This window comes from Devosia alba (assembly GCF_039938915.1).
Taxonomy (GTDB): domain Bacteria; phylum Pseudomonadota; class Alphaproteobacteria; order Rhizobiales; family Devosiaceae; genus Devosia; species Devosia alba.
Window position 1 is genome coordinate 131793 of sequence record NZ_JBDUUI010000004.1, and the last position, 13759, is coordinate 145551.

The following is a 13759-nucleotide window of genomic DNA, read 5'->3' on the forward strand; positions in this document are numbered from 1 at the left end:
GAGCGGGCCATGGACGAATGGATCGAAATCGGCCGCGTCGACACCATACCCCGCCGCGGGGCGCGATGCGTCAATACCCCCAATGGCAAGATTGCGGTATTCCGGACCCAGGACGACCAGATCTTTGCCATCGACAATCGCTGCCCGCACCGGGGCGGCCCACTCAGCGAAGGCATTGTGCACGGGGCGTCGGTCACCTGCCCGATGCACAACTGGGTGTTCGACCTGAGCACGGGACAGGCACAGGGCGCCGATGAGGGCGAGGTGCGATCCTATGCCGTCAATGTCGTGGACGGGCGCATTTTCATCACGCCCGACCTGATGATGGTTGCCGCCGAATAGGCTGGCGCCCGGCTCAGTCCTGATGGCCGGGGCGCGTCACCTTGGGTGGATCGCTGGCCGGGAAGCTGTCGGCCAGTTCGCGGTCAAGCTTGGCGTCCAGTTCCTCGGGCGTGGGGCGCTCATCAGGCTCCCCGTCCCGGGCAGGCGCGGGGTGTTTGGGATCGGCTTTGGACTTGTCGGCAACCATGCGTGGTCTCCCTGGCTTGGTAGCGACGCCACAACAACAGGACACGCTGAAGGGGCGAAATCGAGGTGGCGCGCTGTCTATCCCGCGAAGATGAGACTCCCTGAGGCCGATTACAACCTCTGCGCCAAGGGTACCTGCCCCGGCGTGCGGTCAGGGCCCTTCAACAAAGGTGTCGAAGCCGATGGTGAGGTGGTGTTGCAGGGCGTATTGGTAGTTGATGCGGTCATGGGCGCTCAGGGCATCGATGACGGCCTGGTGCTGGTCAAAGGTGCTGGTGCGAAAATCCTGGCGGGATTTGCCTTTTTCCATGATGCCGATGATCACCGGCTTCATGATGCGATAGAGCTCGAGCAGGGCGGCATTGTCGAGAATGCCGACCAGGCTGATGTGAAAGCCGAAATCAGCCTCGGACGCTTCCTGAATGGTCTGGGCACTTTTCATGGCGGCATTGGCGGCAAGCAGCGCTGCGAGGTGGTCATCGGTCAGATTGTCGAACATGGCGTCGACTGAATTGACCTCGATCAGCGTGCGGAAGCCCTGGATGTCGGCAAAGGTCTTGCGCGAAATCTCGATGGTGTTGAACGAGAACAGATCGAAGGCCCGCGCCATGCGGTTGTCGATGATGGTGGCGCCAACCTTGGGACGCACTTCGACGACGCCATAGGCCTTGAGCATCCGCATCGCCTCGCGGACGGTATTGCGGCTGGTGGAAAACCGCTCGCACAGTTCCCGCTCGGACGGCAGGGCATCGCCCACCTTGAGCAGTTCACTGTCAATCAGCGCCCGGATCTCGAGCACCAGACTCTCCACCGCGGAGCGCGCCTGAACGGAGCTCCCGGCCTTTGCTGCGTGTGGATGATCAAAGGACAAGGCGGCGTCTCCGGGTGGGGCCTGGCGGGCAGGCTCTTTTGTAGGACCAGATTGTGCATGGCTTAACGATGTTGGCAAGAATTGCCACGCCTAACCGTTCAAAGTGAGACAAATCCGGTGTCGTGGTCAGACAAAAAGCGCAGAAATTGGCGAAAAGCCGCTTTCTCAATATTGATCGCCCCGCCAATTCGTGCACAGTTCAGGCAACGGACCGGTGAAACGATGCATTCTCGGACCTTCTGCCAGAACCACCTACCAGCATCGACCCAGGGAGAGAATAATGAGCTTGCTCAAAAAGCTTGCGGGCCTGACCGCGATCACCGCATCGGTCCTGACACTGTCGGGCGCCGCCACCTTCGCTGCCGACTACAACTGGACGTTCCAGACCTCGGAAACCGCGGGTGAACCCGGCTTTATCAACAAGCAGAAATGGGCCACCAATGTCGGCGTGCTGTCCGGCGGCCGCATTGAAATCGAAATCCTGCCCATTGGCTCGGTCGTTCCGCACACCGATACGCTCGACGCCGTCGGCTCGGGCATTCTGCAGGGCCATCTGACCGATCCAAGCTATTTCGCCGGCAAGGACCCCGCTTTTGCCATGATGGGCAATCTGGTGGGCGCGTGGAGCGATCCATTCGAACTGCTCGGCTTCATGCAGTCGGGCGGCGGCCAGGAGCTTTATGCCGAGTTGGTAGAGCCTTATGGCGTTCACTTCATCGGCGCAGCGGCGACCGAGCCCGAAGCCTTCGTGGCTGCCGTGCCGATCCGTACCGTCGAAGACCTCAAGGGCGTCAAGCTGCGCGCTCCCGAAGGCATGGTGTTCGAGATCTTCTCCAAGGCCGGCGCGTCGCCAGTTGCCTTGCCAGGCTCGGAAATCTTCTCGGCCCTCGACAAGGGCGTGGTTGATGCGGCTGACAACACCGTGTTCGCCACCAACCAGGCACTGGGCATGAACGACGTTGCTCCGTACCCGCTGTATCCCGGCTTCCACTCGCTGCCGCTCATCGACATTTCGATGAACAAGGAAATCTGGGATGGCCTGCCCGAAGATCTGCAGGCGATTCTGGTCGCATCGGTCGACAAGTTCATCTTCGATCACGTCTATTCGGTGCGCATGCTCGACGCCAAGGCCGTTGCCGAGGCCCGCGCCAATCCTGAAATCGAGATCATCAACTGGTCCGGCGATGAGCGTGCGAAATTCCGTCGCATCGCCCAGGAAGAGTGGAAGAATTGGGCCACGCGCAGCGACATGACCCAGCGCTACTACGACACCGTCACCGCCTATCTCGAAGGCCGTAACCTGCTGTAGCCTCAACAGCGCTTGACCTGAGTGCGCCCGGCAAATTATCTGCCGGGCGCAAATGTATGAATACCGGAGAACCGAGATGGCCGAAGACGTTGATATTGCGGCCATTGCCGATGGCGGCGATGAAGAAATCCGCACCGGGCTGGACCGGGCGGTTTCCAACTCCAGCAAGGTATTGGCCTGGGGCATTTTCCTGGCTTTTGCCATCACCGTGTTTGAGGTGATTTCGCGCTATGTGTTCAACAGCCCCACATTCTGGGCGCACGAAAGCACCACCTTCCTGATCGCCGCCACCTTTCTCATCGGCGGTCCGATAGCCCTGGCGCGCGACAAGCATATCCGCGTCCGCATGTTCTACGATGGCATTTCCCCGGCCCGCCGCCGCGTCATCGACATCTTCAATTCCATCATTGCCCTGCTCTTTTTCTTCGGCCTCGCCTATGCGGGCTGGACAATGGTGGGCAAATCCTGGCTCTCACCCACCGGTGACCTGCGCCTCGAAGGCACGGGAACCTCGTGGAATCCACCCACCCCGGCCCTGCTCAAATTGCTGGTGCTGATCTGCGTCGCCACCATGTTTGTCCAGACTCTGCTGCACCTGGTTTCGGCCATAAGGCGCGACGTGTCCGTGCCATCTGACCGCGCGGAGGAGAATTAATCATGGGCTTGAGCGCATTGGGCATCGAGTACGGCTCCTACATTCTCGTCGGCGCCATTTTTCTGCTGCTGCTCACCGGGCAGCCACTGGCCTGGGTCACCGGCCTGGTCGCCCTGATCTTCACCTTCGGCTGGTTTGGCGGCAACGCCCTGCCCCTGGTCACCTCGCGCATTTTCGGCTTCATCACCGAATATTCGCTGGTTGCCATCCCGATGTTCATCCTGATGGCGGCGCTGCTCGACCGCTCCGGCATCGCCAAGTCCTTGTTCAACGGCATGCGCATCCTGGCTGGACGCCTGCCCGGCGGCGTTGCCGTGCAGACCCTGATCGTCGCCATCCTGCTCGCGGCGATGTCCGGCGTGATCGGTGGCGAAATCGTGCTGCTCGGTATTCTGGCGCTGCCGCAGATGCTGCGCCTGGGCTATGACCGGAACCTGTCGATCGGCGTCGTCGTCGCCGGCGGTTCGCTCGGCACCATGATGCCACCATCGATCGTGCTGATCATCTATGGCCTGGTCGCCAGCGTTTCCATCGCCGACCTGTTCGTCGCCGCCATCACGCCTGCCCTGTTGCTGCTGGCCTTCTATGTCGCCTATGTGCTGTTCATCTGCTGGCGCGATCCGCAGATGGGCCCGCCCATGTCCGATGAGGAGATGGCGCAGGAATCACTGGGCAGCGCGCTGCGCTCGCTGGCGGCACCGTTCTTCATCGTCTTTGTTGTGCTCGGCTCGATCTATGGCGGCATCGCCTCGATCACCGAAGCGGCAGCGATGGGCGTTTCCGCCGTGCTTCTCATCTCGCTTATGCGGCGTGAGCTGACCTTCAAGATGGTGCAGGACAGCCTGGTCCACACGCTCGAAACCTGTGGCATGATCATCTGGATCGGCATTGCTGCCGCCGTGCTGGTGGGAGTCTATAACCTGATGGGCGGCAACCGCTTCGTGGCCGACGCCATTCTGGGCATCGACGCGCCGCCGGTGGTCATCATCATGGTGATGATGCTGATCCTGCTGGTCCTGGGGATGTTCCTCGACTGGATCGGCATTGCGCTGCTGACCCTGCCGATCTTCGTGCCCATCGTCATCCAGCTGGGCTACGATCCGATCTGGTTCGGTATTCTGTTCGCGGTCAACATGCAGGTGTCCTACCTCACCCCGCCGTTCGGTCCGGCAGCGTTCTACCTCAAGAGCGTGGCCCCCAAAGAGATCACGCTCAAGCACATCTACACTGCATTGTTGCCGTTCATCGCGCTGCAACTGGTGGTGCTGGCGATCATCCTGTTCTTCCCGCCCATCGCCACCTGGGCGATCAAATAAGCACAAGGGCCCGCGCCGCAGTCTGGCGGCGGGGGCCCTGTTGACGAGAGTGACGGCGCTATCTTTGGCGCCTGGGTATTTCACTGTGTCTGTCGAACCGGCGAAATCGCTTCGCGTCCCAGGGGCGCGCAGTCAAATGGCTGCGGTGGAGCCGCCTTCGCTGAAAGCGCTCTAGGACCGGGCGAACGGTACCGAGGCCGTCAGAATTTCCCCGGAATTGTTGAACTCCACCTCGAAGTCCACGGTAATCGTATCTTCAATAAGCAGGATGCGGGCGCCGATGCGCACATCACTGCCCGAGCGATCGCGCTGGGATTTGCGCAGATCAAAGCTGATCGTGTTGCCGCGAATCAAGCCGATCGCCGCGCCGGTGAAACCGGCATTGGAACTCATGACCGCTTCATAGCGCCGCTGCTCCTCGACATAGGCAATGGTGCCACTGATCGAGAGGGTGGTATCGACCAGCGAACAACGCCCCGTGTAGTTGATGCGCCCCAGATTGCCCTTGGCAACCGACAGGCGACAGCGGAACGGCTCAGGTTCGTCCCCACCCACCAGCTTGCTGTCGCCGCGCCACTGTCCGATATAGGCCTGCAGCAGGTTGATCTCGTCCTGGCCGGCACGGGCCGGCATGACCGCCGCCAATGTCGCCAGCAGCAGCAGAATCACGGGGAAAATCGACGTTGATCTTTTCACTTGAGAAATGCTCTCCACGGTAGGGTCGGCGGAACAGATCCCCTTGAGATGGGGATAGAAGACCTGGACTGTGCTTGGCCCTTGCAAATTTGGGGCACCCTGACAGGTTGGCTATGAGACAGGCGCAATCCGCTGTGCTCAAAATAGTGGCAATACGTAACCATCTAGTTCACAGGGCGAGACTCGTGACCACATCCGACACACCCATTATTGATGTTCACGCGGTCAGCTACACACTCGAGATCGCCGGGCGACCGCTGCACATTCTCAGAAACGTGTCGCTGCGGGTCAATCCCGCCGAAGTAGTGGCCATCGTGGGGCCATCGGGCAGTGGCAAGACCTCGCTGCTGATGCTGCTGGCGGGCCTCGAGCAGGCGAGTTCGGGACGCCTCACCATCAACGGCGCGACGCTGGCCGGGCTGGACGAGGATGATCTGGCCCGCTTCCGCCGCCGCACTATGGGGATCGTGTTTCAGAGTTTTCACCTGATTCCGTCACTGACGGCGCTGGACAATGTCGGGCTGGCGCTGGAAATCGCCTCGCCCGAACTCTCGCAAGCCCAAGTTCGGGAAATGGCTGCTGCGGCTCTGGCCGCCGTTGGCCTGGCCAACCGGCTTGACCACCGCCCCACCGCCCTGTCTGGCGGCGAACAGCAACGCGTCGGCCTGGCGCGCGCCATGGTCGCCAACCCGCCGCTGCTGCTGGCCGATGAGCCGACCGGTAATCTGGATCAGGAAACCGGCGCCCTGGTGATCAAGCTGATGTTTGACCTGGCCCGGGAACGCGGCACTGCGGTGGTGCTGATTACCCACGATCCCGCGCTGGCGGCGCGGGCGGACCGCGTGCTGACCATGACGCAGGGCGAGCTGGTCGAAACGCCGGTGGCCCGCTGATGCGCGCATTCTGGGCGGGCATTCGCATCGGATTGCTGGACCTGCGCGGCGATATGCGCCGCTTCGTGCTGTTGCTGGTTTGCCTTGCCGTGGGAACGGCGCTGATTGCCGGCGTCAATTCGGTGGGCGCGAGCATTACCCAGGCGATTGACCGCAACGCCGCCGAACTGATGGGGGGCGACCTTGAACTGTCGCGCGCCGATCGTCCGGCAACGGCCGATGAAGTGGCGCAGATGGCGCAATTTGGCCAGGTTGCCGCCGTGGTGGACACCAATGTGCGCGCCATTGCCGGGGACCGGGATGCCTTTGTCGACCTGGCAGCGGTGGGCGACAGCTATCCGCTGCTGGGCCAGGTGGCCAGTCCGCAATTGCCCGATGGCATGACGCCGTTTGCGCTGCTCGAGGAACGCGATGAGCAATATGGCGCGCTGCTGGCGCCGGTGCTGCTGGACCAGTTGGGGCTGGTGGTCGGGGACAGTTTTGAGCTGGGTGGCACGACGTTTCAGGCGCGCGGCACGCTGAGCAAGCTGCCCGATGGACCCGTGCGCGGCTTCCGGCTCGGGCTGACGACGCTGATCAGCAATGACGGCCTGGCGACGCTGCGCGATCGCAGTTCGCCCCTGCCTGGGCTGGGCAACTGGTTCCGCTACAAGCTGCTGCTCGCCGACGGGCTGGACGCGGACAGCGTGCAGGCCCGCCTCGATGACAGCCTTGGCAGCACCGGCTGGACGAGCCGTTCGGCGCGGGACGGGCTGGGGCCCATGGTGCGCTACTACAACCTGTTCATGCGGTTTCTGGTGATTGTGGGGCTGGGGTCGCTGCTGATCGCCGGGGTCAGTGTGTGGACCGGGATGCGGGCCTATGTCACCGAGCGTGCCGGGCTGATTGCCATTCTGCGCAGTCTGGGGGCCGACCGGTCGCGTCTGATGCTGCACTTCTTTTCGCAGGTCGCCGCCCTGTCGGCCATTGGCGTGGGCGCGGGGCTGCTGATCGGCGGCGTTGCTGCCTATGCGTTGCTGCCGGCGATTGGCGAGGCGGTCGGCATCAGCCTGTCGACCCGTCTGCATGTGCAGCCCCTGGTGATCGCCGGCGCGGCAGGGCTGCTGATCGCCTTCGCTTTTGCCTATCTGCCGCTGCAGCAGGCCCAGACCATCCGGCCGGTGCTGCTGTTCCGCTCCAAGGGGCTGGGCGCGCCGCCAATTGACTGGCGCGGCCTGCTGGGCAGCTGGCAGGCATTGCCGTTGCTGGCGGCTGCAGCCGGCTTTTTCTGGCTGGCTGTATTGATGACCGGCGACCCAATACTGGTGCTGGCCTTCGCGCTTGCCAGCGGGGTGGCCGCGCTGGTGTTTGAAGGGGTGACGCGGCTGGCGCAGTGGGGGCTGAACCGGTTTCCTCATGTGCCCATGCGCATTGTCCGTCATGCCATCCGCAGCATCACCGAGCCGGGCTCGAACTCGGCCCCCGTGGTGGTGTCGGTGGGCATGGCGCTGGCCATGCTGATCGTGGTGCTGGTGCTGCAAGGCAATCTGCGACAGGAATTCATCGGCGCTTCAGCATTTGACGTGCCCACGCTGGTCGCCTCGGACCTGTTTCCCGACGAGGTGGACACGGTGATGGCGATGAGCAGCGCCGGTGGCGACATTGCGTTGTCGGTGGCAACGCCGATGCTGCGCGGGGCGCTGGTGGCCATCAAGGGAACGCCGGTGGCCGAGGTGCGCACGCGCGGCCCGGAGGCGACCTTCCTGTTGTCCGGCGAGGTGCCGCTGACCTACCGAACTCAGATGCCGGCCGCCTCCAAGCTGATCAGCGGGCAATGGTGGCCCAGCGACTATTCCGGCCCCGGACTGGTTTCGCTGCACCACAGCCTGCGCTCCGGGCTGGGCGTGGAGCTTGGCGACCAGCTGACCTTCGATATTTTTGGCGACAATATCGACGTCGAAATTGCCAGTTTCCGCGACTATTCCTGGCAGGGCGGCATCGATTTTCTGGCCACCTTCTCCCCCGGCGTGCTGGACGCCTATCCGGTGACACTGTTCTCAGCCGTCACGGCGCAGCCCGGGCGCGAAGAAGCGGTGGCGCGGGCGCTGGCCAGCGCCGTGCCCGAGATCAATTTCATCGCAGTCGGCGACACGCTCAAACAGATCACCAATGCGCTGAGCCAATTGTCATTCGCGGCGGCGCTGGTGGGCGGGCTGGCGGTGGGCAATGGCATGCTGGTGCTGATCGGCAGCCTGGCAACGGGCCGGCGGCAGCGCGAAGCCGACGCCGTGATCACCAAGGTGCTGGGCGCCACGCGGCTGGAACTGCTGGCGACGGCGGCCATTCAGTATCTGGTGCTGGCGATCATCGCCGCCGCGCCGGCCACCGGGCTGGGGGTGGGGCTGGGCTGGCTGATCAGCGCGGTGATGCTGGATGTCGATTTCACCATCCAGTCATATGCCCTCGGACTCGTGCTGGTATGCGCCATCGCCATCACCGCCCTGCTGGGCGCCTTGACGATCCTGCGCGCCGCCTCCACCCGCCCGGCCCTGCTGCTGCGCGATCTGTAACAGGCGCGTTGCAGGCTTGCGAAGGCGCCACTGGCGACAGTGGCGTCTTGGTATTGATAACGCTTTCAATGACTTGGCCGATTTTTTGACCGACTGTCGTGCCGCTGGTGAACCCGCCTGCCCGATGGCAAGGGCACGCATATCAGCGCGGCGGCGCGATCGCGTGACGGCCCGGATTTTTGTCCATCGTTAACTTGACTATTTTACTCACCAATAATATGCACCAAAAGGTGATCGCCTCGATCATATTTATGTGCAGGCTATTGGAGAATACGCATGTCCGACCGTATCCGAAGCGGAAACAGGTGGTTACTGGGGGCCGGTCTGGCGCTCGCTTTTGCCGGAGCCGCCGTGGCCGAGGAAATCGTGATCACCGACCACGAGAACCGCGAAATCCGCCTGGATGCGCCCGCGTCGCGCATTGTGACCATACCGATGCCGTTGGCTTCTGGGGTGATTGCGCTGAGCGGCGGCGCCGACCGCCTGGTGGGGCTTAACCCGCTGTCGCTGACCGCCATTCGTGAGGGGATTCTGGGCAAGATCTTCCCCGACGCCGTCAACATTTCGGACGCCGTCACCGGCACCGATTTCGTGCCCAATGTCGAGGCGCTGGCCGCCGTCAATCCCGACCTGGTGGTGCAGTGGGCCGGTCGCGGGCCCGAGATCGTCGACCCGATCGTCAATGCCGGCCTCAACACCCTGCTGATCAAGTACGGCACCGAGGAACTGACCCGGCAGTACATGACCATGGTCGCCACCGCCATTGGCAAGCCGGAGCGGATCGCTGAACTGGTCGACTGGAGCGACGTGGTGCAGCACGATATTGAAGCCAAGGTGGCGAGCATTCCCCAAGACGAGCGCCCCAACGTGCTCTATCTGGGCCGTTCGCTGTCTGACATCACCGCAGCGGGCGACACGGGCAGCTATAGTTCCTGGTATATCGCGCTGACCGGGGGCCGCAACGCTGCGGCCGAACTGGACGGCACCAGCTCGATCAACCGCGAACAGATTGCGCAATGGGATCCAGAAGTGATCCTGCTCAACAGCTTCGAGCCCAATCTCGACGTCAACTGGGTCTATGACGATCCGATCCTGTCGCTGACCAAGGCGGCGCAGCAGCATCGCGTCTACAAGATGCCGCTGGGCGGCTATCGCTGGGATCCGCCGAGCCAGGAATCGCCGCTGACCTGGATGTGGCTCGCCGAACTGCTGCATCCGGAGCTGTTCGACTATGATCTGCGGGCCGAGATGACCAAGGCCTACAAGACGCTGTATAACTACCAGCTGACAGAGGCCGATATTGACGGCATCATCTGGACCGCCCAGCAGGGCGACAGCCTTGGCTATGATCAGTTCGCGGCGCAGTAGACCGTGTCCACACAGATCGATGATGGGGGGGCAATTGCCCCCCGCTGGCGACCATGGAGCCGCACCGGCTTCGCCTTCGCCAGTTTCGGCGTGGCGCTGATGGTGGCCATCCTGGTCAGCCTGTGCGTTGGCCGCTATTCGGTCAGCGCCATGACGGCGCTGCACATTCTGGGCGAGGCGATTGTTCATCCCGGACAGGCCATCGAATCGATGGACCAGCGCATTGTGCTGCTGGTTCGCGCGCCACGGGTGGTGATCGCGGCAATGGCCGGGGCGGCACTGGCAACGGCAGGCGTGGCCCTGCAGGGCGTGTTCCGCAATCCGCTGGTATCGCCCGAAGTGCTGGGCATTTCGCAGGGCGCGGCGTTTGGCGGGGCCCTGGCGATCACCATGGGGATCTGGGGCGTGCCGCTGCTTGGCATCGTCTTTGTCGGCGGCTTTTCGGCGCTGATCGCGGTGGGCATGCTGGCACGGATCAACGGCCAGACCGAGATCCTTACCGTCATCCTTTCAGGCATGGTGGTCGGCTCGCTGTTTTCCGCCTGTGTCTCGCTGCTGCAGTTCATCGCCGATCCAAACAGTTCGCTGCCCGCCATTGTCTACTGGCTGATGGGCTCGTTCGCGACCGCCACCTGGGACCGGGTGCTGGTGTCGGCGCCGGGCCTGCTGCTGGGCATCGCCCTGCTCTGGGCGCTGCGCTTCCGCCTCAATGTGCTGTCGCTCGATGACAGCGAGGCACGCAGCCTGGGGGCGAGGCCCGATCAGGAACGCTGGCTGGTCTTCGTGCTGGTCGCGCTGATCGTGGGCTGCCAGGTCGCGGTGTCGGGCATTGTCGGCTGGGTGGGGCTGGTCATTCCGCATGCGGCGCGGCTGATCGTGGGGCACGACCACCGCCGGCTGCTGCCGGCCACGGCGCTGCTGGGTGCCACCTTCATGGTCGGCGTCGATACATTGGCCCGCACCCTGACCGCCGCCGAAATCCCGCTGGGCGTACTGACCGCCATCATCGGCGCACCGGCGTTCGCGCTGCTGCTGCGCCGCCATTTCAAAGACAGGGAAGCCACATGATCGGTTTAACCAATGCCGTCGTCCGGTTCGGCAATCGCTGCGTGCTCGACCAGCTAAGTTTTTCGGCGGAACGGGGCAGAAGCCTGGCCATTCTGGGGCCCAATGGCCGCGGCAAAACCACGGCACTGCGCGCCATGCTGGGGTTCCAGGCCCTGGCTGCAGGCACGCGCACGGCGCCGGCGGTGGTGGGCTATGTGCCCCAATATGCCTCCAGCAATCAGAGCTACAAGGTGCTGGATGCCGTGGTGATGGGGCGCGCCGCCGGGCTTGGCCTGTTCGGGCAGCCCTCGGCGCGCGACATCGCCGCCGCCCGGGACGCCCTTGAGCAGGTCGGCGCCTTGCGCTTTGCCAAGGAACGCTTTGACCGGCTGTCGGGCGGCGAGCGGCAACTGGTCCTGCTGGCCCGGGCACTGGCGACGGGGTCCAAGGTCCTGGTGCTGGACGAGCCCGGTTCGGCGCTCGATTTGAACAATCAGGCCCGGCTGCTGCGCCTGCTATCGGCGCTCCGGGCGCCGCGCGACCGGGCCATTGTGTTCACCACACACGACCCCAACCATGCGCTGGCGGCCGCCGACGATGCGCTGCTGATGCTGCCGGACGGCCCGGCCCTGTTTGGCCCGGTGGCCGAAACCATCGTGCCCGAACTGCTCGAACGGCTGTATGGGGTGCCGATGCGGCTGGTGAACCTGATCGGCGAGGATGGCACTGGCCAGAATGCCGTGCTGCCAGCCTTTGCCGGGAGGCGCGCGGCATGAGCGTCTTGCTGATCCACTCCCATTTCGGCGCCGTGGCCCCGGGTTATGCCGAGGCAGCCCTGGAGGGACGGGTGGCGATCGTGCGCGAGCGCGATCTGGGCCCTGCCGACTTTGCCCGCGCCAGCGGCCTGATCACCACAACCCATCTCGACCAGATCGGCCTGCTGGCCCATGCCGAGCCGCTGACGGCCCTGCTGGATCGCGGCGGCCGCTGGTTTTTCAATGGCCACATGCTGCGCAGTTTCGTGGCGGGCCTGGGGCGCTATGTGCCGATCGAGGCGCCCAGGCGGCCCGACTACAAGCTGACGCGATTGTACGAGCATCCGATCTTTGCCGGCATCGAGCAAAGCGAGCTTGAGGAAAACAAGGGCGTGGCCGGGTTTTACGGGCGCGGCCACAACCCGCTGCCGGAGGGCGCGCGTGCCGTCAATGGCATCGGGCCAGCGCAATTGCCGGTGGACTGGGTGTGGGCGCGGCCGGCGGGCGGGCACATTTTTTCTCATGCCGGCAATGATCTGAGCGGCATGATCGGCGACCACGGGCACGGCACAGTATTGACCCAGCGGATTATCGCCTGGTGCGAGGGGAGACTGGAAGCATGAGTATCCTGGCAGTTCACCCTGGCGCCTACTACCATATCGAGAGCTTTGAGAGCCCGCGCCATGCGGACTATTTCGACCAATTGGTGCGCCCCGAAGATCTGGGATCGGTGGCGCTGGAAGAACACAATGTGGTGCTGATCCCCTGCCGCACTCCGGCCGACCGGATGGCGCCGCACGCGGCCCGGCTGCGGGCCTATCTGGACGGTGGTGGCACAATTGTCGCCACCGGCGAGAGCGAGTCGCAATTGTTCCTGCCGGGGATCAGCTTCACGCCGCAGCCGACCAATTTCTGGTGGTGGCTGACGCCGGGCGCCGATCTTGGCGTGCGGATCGCCGCGCCGGAGCATGCCCTGTTCCAGCGGTTGGAGCAGCGCGACATCACCTGGCATCTGCATGGCTGGTTCGATGCCCCGCCCGGCGCCGAGATCCTGGCGGTCAATGGCCAGGGCAAGCCAATCCTCTATATCGACGACGTGACCACGGCTGGCCGCATGGTGCTGACCAGTCTTGACCCCTTCTTCCACCATGGCAGCCATTTCATGCCTGCCACCACGCGTTTTCTCGAGGGCTTTCTGCCCTGGATGCGCAACACACTTGACCGCAAGGCTTCCCAATGACTGACACAACAAAACTGCATGTCCGCGAAAACGGCCAGGACCTGGCCTATAGTTTTGAAGACCTGATGCACTTTCACGGCTTCGGCTTTCCCGGCGGCGTCGCCCATGCCTTCAAGGTGATGCAACGCGCCCTGCCCCTGCTCGCCGATGGCGCGCCGCCTGAACGCCGCGAGATCGAAATCCGTACCGCGTTCCGGGGCCTGGGCGCCCGCGACGCCTTCGAGATGGTGACGCGATCCCTGAGCGAGCAACGCTATAGCGTCGATGCGGCGCTGGAACGCCCGGAGCGCGGCGAGACCCTGATGCGCTATGTTTTCGTGCTCAGCTATCGCGGCAAGACCGTTCGGCTGCAGATCCGCGACGGTCTGGTGCGCGACGAGTTCATCGCGCTGGGCCGCAAGGAGAACCGCAGCGACGCTGAAAATACCCGGCTTGGCTATCTCAAGCAGGAGATGGCCGAGCGACTGCTGGCCACCCCCGCCATGGATGCATACGACCTCGCCTAGGCGATCGGGTGGCTAGTGCGCTGCGC

At 63.7% G+C, this 13759-nt stretch carries 15 protein-coding genes; 12 read left to right on the top strand and 3 right to left on the bottom strand.

Annotation, left to right across the window (positions count from 1 at the left end; translation table 11 throughout):
- The first annotated feature begins 9 nt into the window (after positions 1-9).
- On the top strand, positions 10-342 hold the full coding sequence (gene nirD / locus ABFY71_RS07760; protein WP_347945436.1) for a nitrite reductase small subunit NirD: 333 nt from the start codon (positions 10-12) through the stop codon (positions 340-342).
- Between the two features lie 13 nt (positions 343-355).
- Here the strand turns inward: nirD and ABFY71_RS07765 are convergent, their stop codons facing one another.
- Entirely contained in the window at positions 356-529 is a 174-nt protein-coding gene (locus tag ABFY71_RS07765; RefSeq protein WP_347945437.1) for a hypothetical protein, read from the bottom strand.
- 150 nt (positions 530-679) lie between these two features.
- On the bottom strand, positions 680-1327 hold the full coding sequence (locus ABFY71_RS07770) for a FadR/GntR family transcriptional regulator (protein ID WP_347945438.1): 648 nt from the start codon (positions 1325-1327) through the stop codon (positions 680-682).
- Positions 1328-1679: 352 nt separating this feature from the next.
- On the opposite strand from ABFY71_RS07770, the gene ABFY71_RS07775 reads away from it, so the two are divergent.
- From ABFY71_RS07775 to ABFY71_RS07785, 3 genes are all read left to right on the top strand, one after another.
- Positions 1680-2708: a TRAP transporter substrate-binding protein gene (locus tag ABFY71_RS07775; RefSeq protein WP_347945439.1), complete on the top strand. Its 1029-nt coding sequence runs from the start codon at positions 1680-1682 to the stop codon at positions 2706-2708.
- A 76-nt stretch (positions 2709-2784) separates the two neighbouring features.
- Positions 2785-3363, top strand: a complete 579-nt coding sequence (locus ABFY71_RS07780; RefSeq protein WP_347945440.1) for a TRAP transporter small permease subunit — start codon at positions 2785-2787, stop codon at positions 3361-3363.
- Positions 3364-3365: 2 nt separating this feature from the next.
- The gene (locus tag ABFY71_RS07785; RefSeq protein ID WP_347945441.1) at positions 3366-4679 is read left to right on the top strand and encodes a TRAP transporter large permease; all 1314 of its coding nucleotides are present in this window, start codon (positions 3366-3368) and stop codon (positions 4677-4679) included.
- A gap of 171 nt (positions 4680-4850) precedes the next feature.
- Here ABFY71_RS07785 and ABFY71_RS07790 read toward each other — a convergent pair whose 3' ends face one another.
- A complete protein-coding gene (locus ABFY71_RS07790; protein WP_347945442.1) occupies positions 4851-5375 on the bottom strand; it encodes a heme-binding beta-barrel domain-containing protein in 525 nt (174 codons plus the stop codon).
- Between the two features lie 185 nt (positions 5376-5560).
- Between ABFY71_RS07790 and ABFY71_RS07795 the strand changes: the two genes are divergently transcribed.
- The 8 genes from ABFY71_RS07795 to ABFY71_RS07830 all read left to right on the top strand — a co-directional run bounded on the left by ABFY71_RS07795 (position 5561) and on the right by ABFY71_RS07830 (position 13733).
- Complete coding sequence (locus ABFY71_RS07795; protein WP_347945444.1) at positions 5561-6268, top strand: ABC transporter ATP-binding protein; 708 nt, start codon at positions 5561-5563, stop codon at positions 6266-6268.
- The gene (locus ABFY71_RS07800; RefSeq protein ID WP_347945445.1) at positions 6268-8817 is read left to right on the top strand and encodes an ABC transporter permease; all 2550 of its coding nucleotides are present in this window, start codon (positions 6268-6270) and stop codon (positions 8815-8817) included. The genes ABFY71_RS07795 and ABFY71_RS07800 overlap by 1 nt, the downstream gene beginning before the upstream one ends.
- Positions 8818-9093: 276 nt before the next feature.
- On the top strand, positions 9094-10185 hold the full coding sequence (locus ABFY71_RS07805) for an ABC transporter substrate-binding protein (protein WP_347945447.1): 1092 nt from the start codon (positions 9094-9096) through the stop codon (positions 10183-10185).
- A 3-nt stretch (positions 10186-10188) separates the two neighbouring features.
- Positions 10189-11253, top strand: coding sequence for a FecCD family ABC transporter permease (locus ABFY71_RS07810; protein WP_431021515.1), 1065 nt, complete (start codon positions 10189-10191; stop codon positions 11251-11253).
- Entirely contained in the window at positions 11250-12008 is a 759-nt protein-coding gene (locus ABFY71_RS07815) for an ABC transporter ATP-binding protein (protein ID WP_305577389.1), read from the top strand. Before ABFY71_RS07810 ends, ABFY71_RS07815 begins: the two co-directional genes overlap by 4 nt.
- Complete coding sequence (locus ABFY71_RS07820) at positions 12005-12610, top strand: hypothetical protein (RefSeq protein ID WP_347945448.1); 606 nt, start codon at positions 12005-12007, stop codon at positions 12608-12610. The genes ABFY71_RS07815 and ABFY71_RS07820 overlap by 4 nt, the downstream gene beginning before the upstream one ends.
- Positions 12607-13227: a hypothetical protein gene (locus tag ABFY71_RS07825; RefSeq protein WP_347945449.1), complete on the top strand. Its 621-nt coding sequence runs from the start codon at positions 12607-12609 to the stop codon at positions 13225-13227. Before ABFY71_RS07820 ends, ABFY71_RS07825 begins: the two co-directional genes overlap by 4 nt.
- The gene (locus ABFY71_RS07830) at positions 13224-13733 is read left to right on the top strand and encodes a hypothetical protein (protein WP_347945450.1); all 510 of its coding nucleotides are present in this window, start codon (positions 13224-13226) and stop codon (positions 13731-13733) included. Before ABFY71_RS07825 ends, ABFY71_RS07830 begins: the two co-directional genes overlap by 4 nt.
- Positions 13734-13759 lie beyond the last annotated feature (26 nt).